Here is a 17,822-nt window from a genome sequence, read left to right as displayed (position 1 = left end):
TATTTTATTTTACACTAGGCGTGCGCCGCTGAATATGCACGCAAGAGAAAGTTTGTCATGCCGATTGTGTTGGTCTGTTTAATACTGGTATATGCGGCGTTGGCGGGCTTTGTATGGTTCCACCACAAAACCCGCAACGATAAGCCCTATCCGATTAAAACCGAATTAGCCATACTCGCCCCCGCGTTGTTGGTACACGGTATCGTGTTGTTTTTGCCCGTGGCGCAAGACCGCATAGTGGTAATGGGGTTTGGTTATGCGGTCAGTCTGATTGTGTGGCTGATGTTGACGATGTATTGGACGGGCAGCTTTTTTTACTGTTTGCGCGGCCTGCAACTGTTACTGTATCCGTGCGTGGTATTGTCGTTGCTGTTAGGCGTATTGTTTCCGGGCAATATGTCGGCTTATCAAATCAGTGATTGGCCGTTTATGCTTCATATCGGCACATCATTGTTGGCTTACGGCCTGTTCGGTATCGTAACCTTGCTGGCAGTGTTGATTTTGCTGCTCAACCACGATCTGCATAAAAAAAGATTTTCGCCTCTGGTATCGTTTCTGCCGCCGTTGCTCAGTTTGGAAAAGCTGATGTTTCAAGGAATGTGGGCGGGTTTTCTGCTGCTCACTTATTCGGTTGTCAGCGGCACGTTCTTTACTGAAGATGTGTTCGGGCAGCCGGTTCATTTCAGCCATAAAACCATATTCGGAATAGTATCTTGGCTGATTTACGGCGGCTTGCTGTTGAAACACAGCATGACTGCATGGCGGGGCAAGAAGGCGGCGGTATGGACCATCATCGGCTTCTTAAGCCTGATGCTGGCTTATGTAGGAAGCAAATTTGTGCTTCAAATCATACTGAACCGCTAAGCCTGCGCCCTTATGCAATATAGACAATCAACTTATTTTTACTACGGGGTTGCTCCGGCTTTCTGTCTTAACTAAGTTGATTGGCTATGAAATCGGAAAACGGGCATTTGTGTAGTAAAGTGTAGTAAGCAGCAGTTAATTTAAGATTGAATTTGCTGTTTTGAATATTATTATAGAAATTATCACGAATTTGAGTTAGGTGAAAATATCTAACCGCCCGAGCTAGACATAAAACAGGCTGCCTTTATCGGCAGCCTGTTTTGCTAATGTTGACAACTACTTAATTCTCTCTCTATTTATTTTGCCTTTGCTTACTTGGCTTGTGATTAACATCACTTGGTGTAACAGAATGTAATTGATATTGGTTGAAAGTGCAAGCTTCGTATAAGAAAAAATAGAAATAAAGCTCGGTTTTGATTGAAAAAAAGATTATGTTGGCGTTTAAAACCATGTAACTTTGATTTAATAGAATTAAATGTTAAGTGCTTGCATGGCCAATGAACAGCTGAAAACCAAAAACATTAGGCAGAAGAGTGTGTTATGTGTTTGACATGTTGCGTATGAAACCGGGAAGTTCGGATAAATCTTTTAAAACGGTCAAACAGGGAAATGCTGCCAACTGCTCTTGCGGATGTGCACCGGTGGCAACCGCTACTGCCCGCGCACCCGCATTCGCAGCCATCTCCAAATCATAAGTCGTATCGCCGACAACAAGAGCGTCGGCAGGGTTTAACCCCAATTCGTCGCACAGCGTGAAAACCATATCGGGCGCAGGTTTTGAGGGTTGTTCTCCAGCGCAGGCCGTAGCCAACCAAAAATCAGCGGTGTCGGTTTGGGCGATGGCTTTATCCAGCCCGCTGCGCCCCTTGCCGGTAGCCACGGCCAGCCAATAACCCTGCTCTTTTAAGTTGTTCAGGCACGGCAGTGCGGAATCGAAGAGGCGCATGTTGTGATTATTGGGATTCAGATAATGGTGCGCATAGGTTTCGGCGAGCTGTTCTTTCAGATGCAGGGCGGCATCGGGAACAAGTCTGTGAATGATGGTAACGAGGTTATAGCCGATTAAAGCCCGTATCGTATCGGCTTCGGGAGCGGGAAGACCGCAGTCTAAAAAGGTTTGTTGGAAAGTGTTGATGATCGGGCCGGTAGTGTCGGCCAAAGTGCCGTCCCAGTCGAAGATAATCAGTTTGGGTTTCATAGTGCTTTATCTAATATATTCAGTTAGTTGATTATACATTGTGATTGCCGGGGCTGCCTAATCGCTGATCCGTTTAATGAGGTGTTTTTGATGTGAGGCCGTCTGAAAGCTTATATCTGAAACAGATAAGCAAGTTTTAGCAAAACATGCCAAGCCTGCTTTCAGACGGCCTGAGTCCTTACCAAATCTCCGAATGCCGATGCGGTTCAGGCTAATCGAGCAAACGGTGTACAACGCAGAAATGCGCCGCAAATGGCGGTTTTGCAAAGGCCCCGGCCTGTTTTTGTAAGCATTGGTAAAGCTCGCTGAATCGGTGTAGAATATGCGCCGTTTCCAACTCAAGACCTGCACAAAGCAGGCGCATGCTATGGACCTTCCCAGTTCATTATTAACGTCGCACAACCCTATCATTTAATCACCCTGCCTGAATGCTGCTCCCGCAATACAGGCGGGCGGAGTATTTATGAGCATCGAGCAAGAAACACCGACTCAAACCGAATTAGAGCGTTTGCCGCTTGATATCGAGCGCATTCACGAGCTTTCCGAAGCCTTGCTGCCTTTTTCTTCGCAAATCGAAGAAGGCGGGGTTATCGAAGATGTTGAACTCAACACCAAACTGGCCGAATTAATCAACGTATTGCATGATCTGCATCCGGCAGACGTGGCCAATGTACTGGAATCGTTGCCGCCCAAAGAACGTACGCTGGTATGGCATTTGGCCGCGCCCGAGGAAGACGGCGAAGTTTTGCTGGAAGTATCCGATGCCGTTCGCGAAACGCTGATCGAGTCGATGGATAACGAGGAGCTGCTGGCGGCGGTAGACGATTTGGATGCAGACGAGTTGGCCGAGCTGGCCGGCGACCTGCCGCACCAAGTGGTGTATGAAGCCCTGCAAACCCGTGATGCCGAAGAGCGTGCGCAAGTTCAGGCGGCAATGTCGTATGAAGACGACCAAGTCGGCGCGATTATGGACTTCGAGCTGGTAAGCATCCGTGCCGATGTCGCTTGCGAAGTGGTGTTGCGTTATCTGCGCCGTTTTGAAAGCCTGCCCGACCACACCGATAAAATTTTCGTGGTTGACCACGACGACGTATTACAAGGCGTGCTGCCCATCCGCAAACTGCTGGTGGCCGACCCCGAAGAGTTGGTGGAAAATGTGATGGCCACCGATGTGGTGCGCTTCCGCCCGGAAGACAATGTGGAAGAAGCGGCGCAGGCGTTTGAGCGTTACGACTTGGTAACCGCCCCCGTTGTGGACGGCAACAAAAAGCTGATCGGCCGCATTACCATCGATGAAATGGTGGACGTAATCCGCGAAGAAACCGAAGCCGATATGTTGAACATGGCCGGTTTGCAAGAGGAAGAAGACCTGTTTGCACCGATTTGGGATTCGGTAAAAAACCGCTGGATGTGGCTTGCCATCAATTTATGTACCGCATTCGTTGCCAGCCGCGTAATCGGTGCCTTTGAAGGCAGCATCGAAAAAATTGTCGCCCTTGCCGCGTTGATGCCGATTGTGGCCGGTATCGGCGGCAACTCCGGCAACCAAACCATTACCATGATCGTTCGGGCAATGGCAATGGGGCAGCTTTCCGGCCTGCAAGCCGGGCGGCTGTTGAAAAAAGAAGTGGGTGTGGCTTTGGTAAACGGTTTGATTTGGGGTACGGTAATGGGCGTGGTGTCGTGGCTGCTGTACGATAATTTCGGCATCGGTTTAGTGATGATTGCCGCAATGACGCTTAACCTGCTGCTGGCGGCGACTGTCGGCGTGCTGATTCCCGTTGCGATGGAAAAAGCAGGACGCGACCCCGCGCTGGGCAGTTCGGTGTTGATTACTGCGGTTACCGATTCCGGCGGTTTTCTGATTTTCTTGGGATTGGCTACGTTATTTTTGATGTAGCGGATGCGGTCGGCAACACAATATTTCAGCCTTACGCAGAAAAAAGTGTTGATAACTGTTGACAACAATATATAGCATCCATATAATTACAAATCTGCCGCGGGGTGGAGCAGCATGGTAGCTCGTCGGGCTCATAACCCGAAGGTCGTAGGTTCGAATCCTGCCCCCGCAACCAAATTCTTAAAAAAGCACTTTCTTTCGAAAGTGCTTTTTTATTTTTCTTTTAACAAGCAGATATCAATAGTTGCTGCTTTATTCAAAAATTCATCAATAAATGCCATGATAAGAGCTTTGCCGCACCGCCTGCGGCACAATTCAAGGCACAGCAGCACAGCGGTAACAAATATGTCCGTTTTTTACAAAGGTCTTATGTTATGCGCTACACAGATTAGATTAAAGATACAACAGCTGCCGGCTATGTTTGTAAACTTGCTTAATGGCGAGTAAAATCATGTGTTTTGTTTTCATGGTTTTGGCCGTGTCGCGCACCAACTGGCGGCATAACTTAAGCGGGAGCAAACAGGCCGGTTTTTGTTTGAAGTTTAGTTTAATGGGTTTTACCCCGAATATAACCGAAGACAGGAAAAAGAAACCGGGAGTTTGCCTCTTTTCGAACCATGGGTTTTCCACACTCAAGAAAATGGTTGAGTATGCTGGTTGACGGTATATGAGGCCGTCTGAAAGATACAAAGGGAATGAAAATATGAATGCCGTTGTAATTGCCGTTGCCGTGATGCTGATCTTGTCGCTGGCGCGGGTGCATGTGGTGCTGAGCCTGCTGCTCGGGGCTTTGGCGGGCGGTTTGGCCGGCGGGTTGGGATTAACGAAAACCATGGAAGTGTTTCAAACCGGTTTGGCCAACGGTGCGCAGATTGCGCTTTCCTACGCCATGCTGGGTGCGTTTGCCGTGGCCATCGCCCATTCGGGTTTGCCGCAAACGCTGGCCAATGCCGTTATCCGCCGCTTAGACAACAGCCGCGTGCGCGACAATGTGCCGGGCAACGTGAATGTAGTTAAATGGGGGCTGCTGCTGGCCTTGCTGGCTATGAGCGTGATGAGCCAAAACCTGATTCCCATTCATATTGCGTTTATTCCGCTGATTATTCCGCCGCTGCTGCTGGTATTCAACCGCATTCAGCTCGACCGCCGCTTGCTGGCCTGTGTGATGACTTTCGGTTTGGTTACCACTTATATGTGGCTGCCGGTGGGTTTCGGCGAAATTTTCTTGAAACAGATTTTGGTCGGCAACATCAATAAAGCCGGTTTGAATGTTGACAATATCAATGTGGTTCAAGCGATGACCATTCCCGCATTGGGCATGATTGCGGGCTTGTTGGTTGCGGTGTTCGTCAGCTACCGCCGTCCGCGTGCTTACCAAAATACATCGGTAGATGTGGAAGCGAATCATCAGGCAGCCGTGCAGCCGAAAATTTCCACCTACCGCAGCATGGTGGCTTTGCTGGCAATTGTGATTTCTTTTGTGGTGCAGTTGTGGGCGGGGTCGCTGCTGCTGGGCGCGATGGTCGGTTTCGCCGTGTTTATGGCGGCGGGCGTGGTGCGCTGGGGCGAAGCGGATACGGTGTTTAACGACGGCGTGAAAATGATGGCGATGATCGGCTTTATCATGATTGCGGCACAAGGTTTTGCCGAAGTGATGAAAGCCACCGGCCAGATTGAGCCGTTGGTTAAGACTTCAGCCGAAATGTTTGCCGGCAACAAAGGCATGGCGGCTTTTGTGATGCTGTTGGTGGGTTTGCTGGTTACGATGGGCATCGGCAGCTCTTTTTCCACCTTGCCGATTATCGCCACCATTTATGTGCCTTTGTGTATCAGCATGGGGTTCTCGCCGATGGCTACTTTGGCTTTGATCGGCACGGCGGGCGCATTGGGCGATGCCGGTTCGCCCGCTTCCGATTCCACTTTAGGCCCCACCGCCGGTTTGAATGTGGACGGCCAGCACGACCATGTGCGCGATACGGTGATTCCCACCTTCCTGCACTATAACCTGCCGCTGATGGTTTCCGGCTGGATTGCCGCGATGGTGTTGTAATGAATGATTTGGAAGCACGCGTTACCGAGCTGGAAATTCAGACGGCCTTACAGGAAGACCTGATTGCCAGCCTGAACGACACCATTGCCAAGATGCAGCAAACGCTTGATTTACAGCAAGGGCAGTTGCGCTTGCTGTATCAGCGGATGCAGGAAAAAAGCAGCGGCAACGGCGAGCCGTACAGCCTGCTCGATGAGATACCGCCGCATTATTAACCTTAATGATGAGGCCGTCTGAAAACCGTTTCAGACGGCCTCATCATTATCACAGCGGATTTTCCGCAAGAGAAAGAGCCATGAATATTACCGTTTTAGCCGTCGGCACCAAAATGCCGCGCTGGGTGGACGAAGCCGTAAACGAATACGCCAAACGTTTCGGGCGCGACGTGAACTACACCCTCAAAGAAATCAAGCCCGAAAAACGTGGCGCAGGCGTGAATGCCGCGCAGGGCATGGCGGCGGAAGAAAAACGCATTCTCGAAGCGGTGCCGCAAGGCGCATTTTTGGTGGTATTGGACGAGCGCGGCAAAGCGCCCACTTCGATCGAATTGGCGGAGCACCTGAAAAACTGGCAGCAAAACGGCGAACACGTCTGCTTCGTGATCGGCGGGGCGGACGGCATGACCGACCGCCTCAAACAGCAGGCACGGCTGATGCTGCGCCTATCCAGCCTCACCTTGCCGCACGGCATGGTGCGCGTGCTGCTTACCGAACAGCTTTACCGCGCCGTGTCGATTTTGCACAACCATCCTTACCATCGCGAATGATTCAAAACCATAGCGCCGGATTTCAGCTCGGTATCCGATGCAAAGCATGATTTGGTCAATGATGGTTTACGAATAGCCCGAGGCCGTCTGAACGTTTTCAGACGGCCTCGGGTAAGCCGTATAGATTTTCCCATATCTTTGCTATATCATTTCTACCATTACCCGCAGGAGCACAGCCATGTATGAAGTAAACCGCAGCGTATTTTTACTGATCCCGTTGGAGCCGTTTTGGAATTGGCTGCAATCGCTGCCCGAAACCCCTATGGATATCACGCTGGAAGATTTGCAGTCGGATGCCAACTCCTATCTGGTTCGCCCTTGCGAAACCGCAGATGAGGTGTGGGACGAGATAGAAACCCGCTTCGAGCAGATTTTTGCAGCCGAACTGGCCGATTGGTGTGAAGACGAAAGCCTTTGGCCCGATTTGGATGCCGATATTTTCAACGAATGGTTCGATATCCAACTTTCTACCGTGGTAACCGATTTGGAACAAAAACCGTTGGGGCGTGAAATTTTCCAACCCATCACCCTGAATTGATACCATGACCGTTATACGGGTACGAAGCTACCACTTAGACGGTTACGGCCATGTCAACAACGCGCGCTATCTCGAATTTCTCGAAGAAGCGCGCTGGGCGTTTTTTGAGCAACATAACCTGTTGAACCGGCTCGACGGTTTGATGATGGTGGTGGTACGCATCAACATACAATACCGTCGCGCCGCACAAGAAGGACAGCAGTTGAACATCCATACCCGCGTTGATACCGTTGCGGCGCGTCAGGTTGTGCTCACCCAAACCATTGTGCGCGCCGATACCGGAAAAACCGTTGCCGAAGCGGAAATCACTTTAGTGCCCGTCGGCCCGAACGGCCGGGCAACCGATTTACCTTCAGAATTATCCACTTCTCTTTCCCAACACATACCATCATGAAAAAAATCTTTCCCATTTTTGCTGCCGTGGCCATAGCCGCTTTACTTGCTTTTGTTTTATGGCCGAAAAACCAACCCGTTACCGCCTTCTCTCTACCCGATTTACAAGGCCGGACCATCAGTAATGCAGATTTACAGGGCAAAGTTACCCTGATTAATTTCTGGTATCCTTCCTGCCCGGGTTGTGTGAGCGAAATGCCGAAACTGATTAAAACCGCGCAAGATTATCAAGGCAAAGATTTCCAAATTATCGCCATTTCCCTGCCTTACGACCCGATTGAGAGCGTGGTGAATTATGCCGAAGAACGCAAGCTGCCCTTTGCCGTGATGTATGATGCCGACGGAAAAACAGGCAAGGCGTTCGGCGTTCAAGTTGCGCCTACCTCGTTTTTTGTGAACAAAAAAGGCGAACTGTTGAAAACCTTTGTAGGAGAGCCGAATTTTTCCGATTTATATCAAGAAATTGATCAAGAATTGGCGAAATAAATCCGTCCACATAAATCCGTCCAAAAGAAAGGCCGTCTGAATTTTCAGACGGCCTTGATTACTGGAATAAAATCAACAATGCACCAATGTGCCTTCATCTTCTCCGGCAATAACGCGCTTTAATGCGCCGTCTTTGGCAATACCGAATACAACGATATTCAGCTTCTGCTCACGACACAGAGCGAAAGCGGTGGCGTCCATCACGCGCAGGTTTTTATTGATGGCTTCGTCGAAAGTAATGGTTTGATAGCGGGTGGCCGACGGATCTTTTTTAGGATCTGCGGTATAAACGCCGTCAACATTGGTGGCTTTGAGCATGATGTCGCAGTTCATTTCCGCACCGCGCAAAGAAGCCGCTGTGTCGGTGGTGAAGAAAGGGTTGCCTGTGCCGGCGGCGAAAATCACCACTTTGCCTTCTTCCAAATATTGGATGGCTTTGGGGCGGGCGTAGGTTTCGGCAATCTGCTGCATGCTCAAGGCGGATTGCACACGGGCTTTGATGCCCAGCGATTCGAAAGCATCTTTCAAGGCCAGCGCGTTCATCACGGTAGCCATCATACCCATGTAGTCGGCGGTGGCGCGATCCATACCTTGGGCTTGGGTGGCTACCCCGCGGAAGATATTGCCGCCGCCAATCACCACGGCAACCTGCACGCCCATGTCCACGACTTCTTTTACCTGCCCGACAATCTGCATAATGGTGTCGCGGTTGATACCGAAAGCGTCTTTACCCATCAGGGCTTCGCCGGAAAGTTTTAATAAAACGCGTTTGTATTTGGTTTGCTGTGTCATGGGATACCTTGCTTTCTTCGGGTTGCGGGGAGGCCGTCTGAAACCGTTTCAGACGGCCTATCATGTTTCGGGGAACGGATACTGCACTGATTGTAGTGCGTTTTTCAGGGCTTTTCAAAGCACTAAGTCAAATCTCGGATGGTTTGTTTTCCGCCCGTTGCCAACGTTGCGGCCTGCGGTTTTTTTTGCTATAAACGGCAGGCCGTCTGAAAAATGTCCTCAAAAAAAAGCACCCCGATTCGATAAGAATCTGAGTGCTTTGTTTTTCATAAGCCTTATACTTTCGCAGCAGCAGCTACTTCGGCAGCGTAGTCTACAACGGCTTTTTCGATACCGTCGCCTACTTTGTAACGTACGAAGCTGATAACTTCCGCGCCGTTTTCTTTCAGGAATTGGGCTACGGTTTGGTCAGGGTTCATCACGAATGCTTGGCCGTTCAGGGTAACTTCGGCCAAGAATTTTTTGATACGGCCTTCAACCATTTTTTCGGCGATTTCGGCAGGTTTGCCTGATTCGATGGCTTGTTGGGTGTAAATGCGGCGTTCTTTTTCAACGGTTTCCGCGTCTACTTCAGCCTCAGACACGCATTGGGGTTTGGCGGCAACGATGTGCATACCTACTTTGCGGGCAACGTCTTCGGCGCCTTTGAATTCAACCAATACGCCTTCGGTAGCCAAAGCACCGTGGATGTAGGCAGTCAGGCTGTTAGCGGTTTCGATCACTTGGAAACGGCGTACAGACATGTTTTCGCCCAGTTTGGCGATGATGGCTTTGCGCTCTTCTTCAACCAGCCCGCTCAACTCTTCCACAGTAGCCGGTTTTTTGGCAACGGCGGTTTTGGCAACAAAGTTGGCAAATTCTACAAAGCCGGCATCTTTTGCTACGAAGTCGGTTTCGCAGTTTACTTCAACCAAAGCGCCTACGTTGCCTTCGATAGCGTAAGCCAATACGCCTTCGGCAGCGGTACGGCCGGCCAATTTACCGGCTTTGGCACCTGATTTGATGCGCAGGATTTCTTCGGCTTTTTCGATGTTGCCTTCGGCTTCAACCAGTGCTTTTTTGCACTCCATCATGCCCAGACCGGTAGCGGCACGCAGGTCGGCAACCATTTTTGCAGTAATTTCTGCCATTTTGAATCTCCTAGAAATTGGGACAAGCACGGTTTGTGGTGCTTGTGAATCTTGGTGAGGCCGTCTGAAAAGGTAGTATTTGATGCGTTTTCAGACGGCCTGTTTCGAGAAAAGGGGCATAAAGCCCCCTTTTTGAAAAGCCTTATTCGGCAGCGGCTTGGGCAGCGGCTACGGTTTCTTGGATGGCTTGGTTTTTGCCTTCCAATACGGCATCTGCCATACCGCGGCAGTACAAACGGATTGCTTTTGCAGAGTCGTCGTTACCGGGGATAACGTATTTCACGCCGTCGGGGCTGTTGTTGGTATCCACTACGGCAATCACGGGGATGCCCAGTTTTTCAGCTTCAACCAAAGTACCTTTTTGGTAGCCGGTGTCGATCACGAAAATTGCGTCGGGCAAGCCTTTCATGTTTTTGATACCGCCCAGCGAACGCTCCAGTTTTTCAACTTCGCGTTGCATTTCCAAGATTTCTTTTTTGCTGTAACCGCTTTCGTTGGCATTTTCCAAAGCCGCGGTTTTTTCTTCGAGGCGTTTGATGGATTGCTTAACGGTTTTGTAGTTGGTCAGCATGCCGCCCAACCAACGGTAATCAACGAAAGGCATACCGGCACGAGTAGCTTCTTCGCGGATGATGTCGCGGGCTTGGCGTTTGGTACCTACAAACAATACGGTACCTTTGTTTGCAACCAGACGGCGTACGGCTTCTTGCGCTTCTTGGAACAGCGGCAGGGTTTTTTCCAGGTTTACGATATGGATTTTGTTGCGCGCGCCGAAAATGTATTGTTCCATTTTCGGGTTCCAGTAACGGGTTTGGTGGCCGAAGTGAACGCCTGCTTCGAGCATCTGGCGCATAGTAACTTGAGACATAATGATCCTTTAAAGGGTTAAAGCATACACCCTGTCGCATAGAACCTGCTTTAGGGCAGGCACCCTTTCGCGCGGGGTGCGGGCGTTGGTAAAAATAAAATAAAAAAGATTCCGCCGAAACGGAAACTGCGGAATTATATAAGATTAAAGGCCGTCTGAAAAGTGCTTATCCGTTTTTGCGGTTTTATGCTGTTTTTCCTGTATTTTCATCAATTTGTTCCGCCGCCGCGTTTTAACCACCCAAAAGGTAAACAGGCTGGGCAGCACCGCCCAAAACACGAGATAAATCAAGGCGCGGGCAATGGTGGGCTGGGCGGCAGAAAATAAAACGGCCACGAATAGATAACCGATGGCGATGATGTACCACATGATAATCCTTTAATCTCATCTGAATGCGGGGCTGATTATTTTATCCTGAATCGGGCCGTTTGCGGCCAAGTCGGATCATCCGAACGCACCCGCTTTGCTGCCGTTTGGCCGTGCAATGTTTTCAGACGGCCTGTTTGGGCTAAGATGCGCGATGTTCGGCTACAATACCCATCAACAAGCCTTCAGGCCGTCTGAAAACACTTACCCGTCGAGGAGAACGATATGAATATCCGCCCTTATCTGGAGCATGTTCCGCACATTGATGAAAGCTGCTATATCGACCCGGTTTCTGCCGTGATCGGGGAGGTTTCGCTGGCGCAAGACGTATCGGTGTGGCCGTTTGCGGTGCTGCGCGGCGATGTGAACAGCATTACCATCGGCGCGCGCAGCAATGTTCAGGATTTGAGCATGCTGCACGTTTCGCACAAAACGGCGGCCAAGCCCGACGGTTCGCCGCTGGTTATCGGCGAAGACGTAACCATCGGCCACAAAGTGATGCTGCACGGCTGCACTATCGGCAACCGTGTGCTGGTGGGCATGAATACGGTGATTCTCGATGATGTGGTAATTGAAGACGACGTGATGATCGGTGCCGGCAGTTTGGTGCCGCCGCGCAAGCGGTTGGAAAGCGGTTTTTTGTATGTAGGCTCTCCCGTTAAACAGGTGCGCCCGCTCACGGACGACGAAAAAGCGTTTTTGGTGTATTCGGCGCAGCACTATATGCGCGTGGCCGCCAACCATAAGAAAACTTTGGCAGAGATGCCGTCTGAAAACGCGCCCTCCGCTGCTCCCAATAAATAAACAATCAAAACGTACTTTATTTCACTGGTTTCATCACAAAGGTATCAACATGAACACTCGCCGCATTGCCTATATTTCATTGTTGGGTTCGCTGCTGCTGACCGCCTGCGGCGACAACGGCAGCCGTAACGCTTCCGAAGCAGAAGCTCCGGCTCCCGCAGCCGCCGTGGCGGAACAGTCTTCCGACAAACAAGCCGCCAAATTGACACCGAGCGCGGTGGTCGATCAAAAAATAGAAGGCAGGCAGCTTGCCGTAACCGCCAATATTGATTTCCAAACTACCGACACGCGCAAAACGGCGGCCGATATAGAAACGCTTACTGCCAAGCACGGCGGTTTTGTTGCAACCAATACAATTAATGCCGACATCCGCAGCACCGATTCTTTTCCGCAAACCGACGGCACGCTGCTTGAAATCAGCCGCTATACCTACCGCGCCGATTTAGTGGTGCGGATTCCCACCGACCATGCTTCCGAATTTCTTCGCGATTTGCAGGCACACATTACATTTTTGAACAACCAGCATTTTTCAGCCGAAGACGTAAGCTTGGATTTGCGCCGGCAAGCACTCGAAGCGCTGCGCCAACAGCAGCTTGCCGACCAATTGGCCGATGTGAAGCAGTCTGAAGAACCTTCCGACAAAAAAGATTCGGCGCAAGTAACCCGTTGGCAGTTTGACGCCAAAGCCCAACAAGAATACGCCGAGCTGGAAAAGGCTTATTGGCAGGACAAAGTTGACTTCGCCACCATACAGCTTCACTTCAACCAGCCCGAAACGGTTATCCGCCGCAGCAGACCGAACCCCGAAGCTTTGGCCAAGCAATCTGAACCGCCGTTTTTTGCACAAATCCTGCCGATGCTGGAAAAAGGCTGGTATCTGTTTCAATACATACTGCTGATTACGATGGCAGCATGGCCGCTTTGGCTGCTGATCGCACTTGTCTGGTTTGGAAGACGCTTTTGGCGTCAGCATATCGCCGGCAAAGAAAACAACGACAACAACAATCAAGATTGAAAACACGCGTTGGCGTATGCATTATGAAACACAGGCCGTCTGAAAAACTGTTTTTCAGACGGCCTGATATTTTTGCTAAATCCTCGGATGGGGCTGCGGTTCAAAATGCAATATGGTCAATGCGCTTCATTTTTGGGTTTGTACGAGATAAGCTCTAAAAATGAAGCGGATTAACTATATAGCACAGCGGATACAGACATATCATCTATCCCATATATCGTAACCCAACAATCTGCTCACAAACCAAAAAAGGCCGTCTGAAACCTGTGCTTTTCCGCAATCAGTTTTCAGACGGCCTAAGGGTTCAAACCGGCCTGTTTAGAACTTCACGTTCACACCGAAAATAAAGTTTCTTCCCGGTTGAGGCACATACGGCAAGTGCGAATTGTGGATATATACCTTTTGGTTGAGCAGGTTGTTCATATCCAAAGACACTTTATATTCCGTTTTGCCTACGCGGTTGCGGTAGGCGATGCCCGCATTCAACAGATGGTAGCCGCGGGTGGGGTCTTCCAATACAGGGATGGTATAGAGCCTTTGTTTTGCGCCGTTTTCTTCCAATTCATCGTCGTCAAATTTGCGCGGAAACTCCGAAACGGCGGTGCGGTTTTGATTGAAAACGCGGGTGTATTCAAGCGAGGTTGACCATTTTTCGTTGAATTCGCTGTTCAATCTGAAACCTAAGCGTGCGGGCGGTACGCGCGGTGCGTAACGGTCGGGCCGCTGTGCCGTTTCGCGTCCGACAACATCGAAACAGGTATCTTCCAAACCGTCTTCATCCACACAGGTGTATTCGCGGTAAATTTTGTCGCCGTAGAGAATCGGCAGGCCGAACAGTTTGCCCCGCACGATGTCGCCGAACACGGTGAATTTATGCCGCGGGGTAAATTGATAGCCGATTTCTCCTTCCAAGCCGTGGAAACGTGCCTGCGACTGGATATAACGGCGTACAAACAAATTGCCGCTGCGGTGCAGGTTTTCGGCATGGATGAAGTTTTTAAAGCGGTTGCGGTAGGCACTGATTTTATAGTCCCATTTCTCGCCGCTGTAACTCAAGCCGATTTCAACATTGTTGGAACGCTCTTTTCTCAAACCCTTGTTGCCGAACTCAAATGAGTTGGTCGCCAAGTGTTTGCCGTGATAATACAGCTCCATCGGCGTAGGCAGTCGTTCGTTGTGGGACGCGGTGAGCGATAAGCGGTAGTAAGGCGCGAAATCCCACAGCAGGCCGCCCGAATAAGAAAAGGCTTTTTCCGAATAAGCGCTCAAATCGGGCTGCTGCGTGCCGGGCTTAACGTAACGCGCAAGCAGTTCTTGATCGTAACGGATGGGAATGCGCTGTTTCTCCCAACGCACGCCGCCTTCCAACAGAACATTACCGATACGGTATTGTTCCAAAGCAAACAGGCTGAGCTGTTTGTTGGTGTTTTCTACCAACGGATTACGCTCGTTGATGTATCGCTCGCCGTGTTTCAAAGGCGGTGCGACGCGGCGGGCGCTGCTTTTCTGGGTTTGGTATTGGATGCCGGCCATACCGTTGAAACCGGCAATCGGGGTGTGGAAAAACTCCAAGCGGGTATTCAGGCCCCTGTTGGCAAATATGGCATCGGGCTTGCCTTGTTGCTCCATGCCGTCTCTCAGCTTGCGCTTTTTGTAGTCTTCGGGGTCGTCGGGGCTGATATAGACTTTACCGTCGTTTTTCTCGTCGTGATAATAATTGCTGTACACGCTTGAGAACTTGATTTTACTCAAACCGGCAAAAGGCTGTTTCCATTCGCCGGCCAATTCGTAGCGTTTCACATTCATATCCACCCACGGGCCGGGTCCGCTGTGGTCGTGTTTATGCCCGTACACGTTGTCGTGGCTGTGTTTTTTGTTTTGGTTATGTTCGCTGTCGCAATGGAAATGGTGCGAATCGTTAACATCTTCGTCAGCCATCAGATGCGGGTAAGGCAAAAGATAAGTGCGTGCAATCGGCGATGCGGTGGTTACGTCGAAAATGTGGCCGCTGCAACGGTCGAGCATATGGTTGTGCCCGGGCAGGCCGTAGCGGTCTTTGCGGTAAGTGTATGACGCACCCAAATGCCCTTTGCTGCCCACCCAAGACAACCCGAGCGTGCCGACATGTGATTTGTTATGGGTGTCCGGCACATATTTCAGCGTTTCGCCCAAATTGATTCCCCGAACGCGGTAATTGTCGGAATGGCGTGTCAGCCCTTCTGCATGAACGGCAATATTGTCGCCCAAGCCGAACGTAACGGCTGCGGTTGCCGCTTTTTCTTTGGCCGCCGTATCGAAGCGGACGGCAGTTTCGCCTTCGTAACCTTTTTCGGGCACCGAAGTCGGAATGCGTTTATCGGCAATATTCACCACACCGGCGGGGGATGCCGCGGCATAAGCCAGCGTAGACGTGCCGCGCAATACTTCCACCCTTTGCGCCAGCAGCGTATCGGCCGCTACCGCATGGTCGGGCGAGAGTGAAGACATATCGACGACATCCGAACCGTTTTGCAGAATCTTCACCCGCACGCCTTCCTGACCGCGGATAACCGGCGCACTCGCCCCGCCGCCGAAAGGATTGCTGTGAATGCCCAGCTCTCCGGCCAAAGCATTACCCAAAGTGGCCGAGCGGCTCTTGAGCTTTTCGCCGCTGATCAGCATATCGCTCGCTTTTCGGTTGCCGGTAAACGGCTGTGCCGTCGGCTGGCGTTTGCCGACAACCGTTACCTCTTCCAAGTTTTGTTTGTGTTCCGTCTCAACTTCCGCCCATACTTGCGTGCTTAATATCAGCAGCAGAGGGGAGATGGCAAAATTAGAATATTTCATGGTTTACTATTTGAAATGTTATATGGTAACAATTTATTTTAAGTTTTGTTTACTCAAATAGCAATATCTTTACTTTATGTTAATTATTAATTACTGATTTTAATCCGTAAATAACAAATCAAAACCTTCTTTCCCACTCGTTTGCCGCAATCGGCAATGTACCGTGCTATCCAATGATGTTCTTTGATGCTCTGTGCCTGTGCGCCTCATTGCCGCATCAAGGCTTTGGGCGGGCGGCATCGGCTTTCGCGCTTGTCGGAAACCGCCAAGCACGGTACTATGGCTTGTTATCCTGCTGCAAAGGCCGTCTGAAAAATACGTTGCAGCCATATTCAAGCTTTATCCTATTGATTTTAATAATTTTGAAAGAGTACAAATGATTAACGACATTCAAAAAACTGCCGAAAGCAAAATGCAGCGCTCTTTGGAAGTATTGCGTGAAAACCTGGCCAAAGTACGCACCGGCCGCGCCCACACCGGTTTGCTGGATCAAGTGGAAGTGGAATATTACGGCAGCCCCGTATCAGTGAGCCAAGTAGCCAACATCACCTTGCTCGATGCCCGTACCATCGGCGTGAAAGTATATGAAAGCAATATGGCTGCGGCGGTAGAAAAAGCCATCCGCGAATCGAATTTGGGCTTGAACCCCGCCGCGATGGGCGACGTGATCCGCGTGCCGATGCCGATGCTCACCGAAGAGCGCCGCAAAGACTTGATCAAAGTCGTGCGCGGCGAAGCCGAAGAAGGCCGCGTTGCCATCCGCAACGTACGCCGCGATGCCAACAACGATTTCAAACGCTTGTTGAAAGACAAAGAAATTTCTGAAGACGATGCCCGCCGCGGCGAAGACCAAATCCAAAAACTCACCGACAAATACATCGGCGAAGTCGATAAAATGCTTGCCACCAAAGAAGAAGATTTGATGGCGATTTAAGTTTTATAACCTATAATCATAATCAGAAAAGGCCGTCTGAAACCTTTTCAGACGGCTTCCAACGCTTCCCCGTCATCTTGGGACAACCGTTAATCATGTCCGCCACACACCCTTATTTATCGTTATTTCATAAGGCAAACAGATGAGCAGCAGCACGCAAACCATTTTGGAACACACTCAGATACCGCGCCATATCGCCGTGATTATGGACGGCAACGGCCGCTGGGCGAAAAAGCGTTTCCTGCCCCGCGTGATGGGGCACAAGCGCGGTTTGGATGCTTTGGAAAACATGGTGAAACGCTGTGCCGAACTGGGTGTGCAGTATTTAACGGTGTTCGCTTTTTCAACCGAAAACTGGCGCCGCCCCGAAGACGAAGTTTCTTTTCTGATGGGTTTGTTTTTACAGGCGCTGCAAAAGCAAGTACAACACCTGCACGAAAACAATATGCGGGTAAAGGTAATCGGCAACCGCAGCCGTTTCAGCGAAGACATCCGCACCGGTATTGAACAGGCAGAACGGCTTACCGCCGCCAATACGGGGCTTACGATTACCATCGCGGCCGACTACGGCGGCCGCTGGGATATTCTCCAAGCGGCCAACCGCCTGATTCGAGAAGGCGTTACCGAAATTACCGAAGACATGCTTGCCCGACACCTGATGCTGCCCGATGCTCCCGAGCCGGATTTGTTTATCCGCACCGGCGGAGAAACCCGCATCAGCAACTTTCTGCTGTGGCAGCTGGCTTATACCGAACTTTATTTCACCGATACCCTGTGGCCGGATTTCGACAGTGCCGCGCTGGATGCGGCCGTGCAGTCGTTTCAAAAACGTGAAAGGCGTTTCGGCCGCACATCCGAACAGCTTCCGCCTGAACAGCAACGGAGCGAATAA

18 protein-coding genes and 1 tRNA gene are annotated in these 17,822 nt (G+C 50.6%); 13 read left to right on the top strand and 6 right to left on the bottom strand.

Features of this window, described 5'->3' with window-relative positions; all coding sequences use genetic code 11:
* Nucleotides 1-57: 57 nt before the first annotated feature.
* Complete coding sequence (locus tag LVJ88_RS01020) at nucleotides 58-864, top strand: cytochrome C assembly family protein (protein ID WP_085418041.1); 807 nt, start codon at nucleotides 58-60, stop codon at nucleotides 862-864.
* Nucleotides 865-1,402: 538 nt separating this feature from the next.
* Here LVJ88_RS01020 and LVJ88_RS01015 read toward each other — a convergent pair.
* On the bottom strand, nucleotides 1,403-2,062 hold the full coding sequence (locus LVJ88_RS01015) for an HAD-IA family hydrolase (RefSeq protein WP_085418042.1): 660 nt from the start codon (nucleotides 2,060-2,062) through the stop codon (nucleotides 1,403-1,405).
* A 463-nt stretch (nucleotides 2,063-2,525) separates the two neighbouring features.
* Here LVJ88_RS01015 and mgtE point away from each other — a divergent pair, with 463 nt between their 5' ends.
* From mgtE to LVJ88_RS00975, 8 genes are all read left to right on the top strand, one after another.
* Nucleotides 2,526-3,962, top strand: a complete 1,437-nt coding sequence (gene mgtE / locus LVJ88_RS01010; protein ID WP_085356687.1) for a magnesium transporter — start codon at nucleotides 2,526-2,528, stop codon at nucleotides 3,960-3,962.
* A 98-nt stretch (nucleotides 3,963-4,060) separates the two neighbouring features.
* A tRNA-Met gene (locus tag LVJ88_RS01005) sits at nucleotides 4,061-4,137 on the top strand.
* A 528-nt stretch (nucleotides 4,138-4,665) separates the two neighbouring features.
* A complete protein-coding gene (locus LVJ88_RS01000) occupies nucleotides 4,666-6,012 on the top strand; it encodes a Na+/H+ antiporter family protein (RefSeq protein ID WP_054600423.1) in 1,347 nt (448 codons plus the stop codon).
* Nucleotides 6,012-6,227, top strand: coding sequence for a SlyX family protein (locus tag LVJ88_RS00995; RefSeq protein ID WP_054600424.1), 216 nt, complete (start codon nucleotides 6,012-6,014; stop codon nucleotides 6,225-6,227). Before LVJ88_RS01000 ends, LVJ88_RS00995 begins: the two co-directional genes overlap by 1 nt.
* 80 nt (nucleotides 6,228-6,307) lie before the next feature.
* A complete protein-coding gene (rlmH, locus tag LVJ88_RS00990) occupies nucleotides 6,308-6,778 on the top strand; it encodes a 23S rRNA (pseudouridine(1915)-N(3))-methyltransferase RlmH (RefSeq protein WP_054600425.1) in 471 nt (156 codons plus the stop codon).
* Between the two features lie 178 nt (nucleotides 6,779-6,956).
* On the top strand, nucleotides 6,957-7,316 hold the full coding sequence (locus LVJ88_RS00985; RefSeq protein WP_085418044.1) for a VacJ: 360 nt from the start codon (nucleotides 6,957-6,959) through the stop codon (nucleotides 7,314-7,316).
* Nucleotides 7,317-7,320: 4 nt separating this feature from the next.
* Nucleotides 7,321-7,710, top strand: coding sequence for an acyl-CoA thioesterase (locus tag LVJ88_RS00980; protein WP_054600427.1), 390 nt, complete (start codon nucleotides 7,321-7,323; stop codon nucleotides 7,708-7,710).
* Nucleotides 7,707-8,195 (top strand): TlpA disulfide reductase family protein, encoded by a 489-nt coding sequence (locus LVJ88_RS00975; protein ID WP_054600428.1) that lies wholly within the window; start codon nucleotides 7,707-7,709, stop codon nucleotides 8,193-8,195. The genes LVJ88_RS00980 and LVJ88_RS00975 overlap by 4 nt, the downstream gene beginning before the upstream one ends.
* Nucleotides 8,196-8,267: 72 nt before the next feature.
* On the opposite strand, the gene pyrH is transcribed toward LVJ88_RS00975, so the two are convergent.
* From pyrH to LVJ88_RS00955, 4 genes are all read right to left on the bottom strand, one after another.
* Nucleotides 8,268-8,987, bottom strand: coding sequence for a UMP kinase (pyrH, locus tag LVJ88_RS00970; protein ID WP_054600429.1), 720 nt, complete (start codon nucleotides 8,985-8,987; stop codon nucleotides 8,268-8,270).
* A gap of 275 nt (nucleotides 8,988-9,262) precedes the next feature.
* The gene (gene tsf, locus LVJ88_RS00965) at nucleotides 9,263-10,117 is read right to left on the bottom strand and encodes a translation elongation factor Ts (RefSeq protein ID WP_054600430.1); all 855 of its coding nucleotides are present in this window, start codon (nucleotides 10,115-10,117) and stop codon (nucleotides 9,263-9,265) included.
* A gap of 142 nt (nucleotides 10,118-10,259) precedes the next feature.
* Nucleotides 10,260-10,985 carry a 30S ribosomal protein S2 gene (rpsB, locus tag LVJ88_RS00960; RefSeq protein WP_054600431.1) on the bottom strand — a complete coding sequence of 242 codons (726 nt, stop codon included), beginning with the start codon at nucleotides 10,983-10,985 and terminating at the stop codon, nucleotides 10,260-10,262.
* A gap of 144 nt (nucleotides 10,986-11,129) precedes the next feature.
* Nucleotides 11,130-11,354 (bottom strand): hypothetical protein, encoded by a 225-nt coding sequence (locus tag LVJ88_RS00955; RefSeq protein WP_085418046.1) that lies wholly within the window; start codon nucleotides 11,352-11,354, stop codon nucleotides 11,130-11,132.
* A 222-nt stretch (nucleotides 11,355-11,576) separates the two neighbouring features.
* Here LVJ88_RS00955 and LVJ88_RS00950 point away from each other — a divergent pair, with 222 nt between their 5' ends.
* Together LVJ88_RS00950 and LVJ88_RS00945 are read left to right on the top strand one after the other, a co-directional pair.
* Nucleotides 11,577-12,155, top strand: a complete 579-nt coding sequence (locus LVJ88_RS00950; protein WP_085418047.1) for a gamma carbonic anhydrase family protein — start codon at nucleotides 11,577-11,579, stop codon at nucleotides 12,153-12,155.
* A gap of 49 nt (nucleotides 12,156-12,204) precedes the next feature.
* Nucleotides 12,205-13,170 carry a DUF4349 domain-containing protein gene (locus LVJ88_RS00945; protein WP_085418048.1) on the top strand — a complete coding sequence of 322 codons (966 nt, stop codon included), beginning with the start codon at nucleotides 12,205-12,207 and terminating at the stop codon, nucleotides 13,168-13,170.
* 318 nt (nucleotides 13,171-13,488) lie between these two features.
* On the opposite strand, the gene LVJ88_RS00940 is transcribed toward LVJ88_RS00945, so the two are convergent.
* Nucleotides 13,489-15,996, bottom strand: a complete 2,508-nt coding sequence (locus tag LVJ88_RS00940; RefSeq protein ID WP_085418049.1) for a TonB-dependent receptor — start codon at nucleotides 15,994-15,996, stop codon at nucleotides 13,489-13,491.
* 376 nt (nucleotides 15,997-16,372) lie between these two features.
* Between LVJ88_RS00940 and frr the strand changes: the two genes are divergently transcribed.
* Complete coding sequence (gene frr, locus LVJ88_RS00935; RefSeq protein WP_054600055.1) at nucleotides 16,373-16,930, top strand: ribosome recycling factor; 558 nt, start codon at nucleotides 16,373-16,375, stop codon at nucleotides 16,928-16,930.
* 142 nt (nucleotides 16,931-17,072) lie between these two features.
* On the top strand, nucleotides 17,073-17,822 hold the full coding sequence (locus LVJ88_RS00930; protein WP_085418050.1) for an undecaprenyl pyrophosphate synthase: 750 nt from the start codon (nucleotides 17,073-17,075) through the stop codon (nucleotides 17,820-17,822).

The sequence above is a fragment of the Neisseria dumasiana genome (genome assembly GCF_022870885.1).
GTDB classification, from domain to species: Bacteria; Pseudomonadota; Gammaproteobacteria; order Burkholderiales; family Neisseriaceae; genus Neisseria; species Neisseria dumasiana.
The sequence above is the reverse complement of the archived record's forward strand: the minus strand, read 5'-3'. Positions and strand labels throughout refer to the sequence as shown.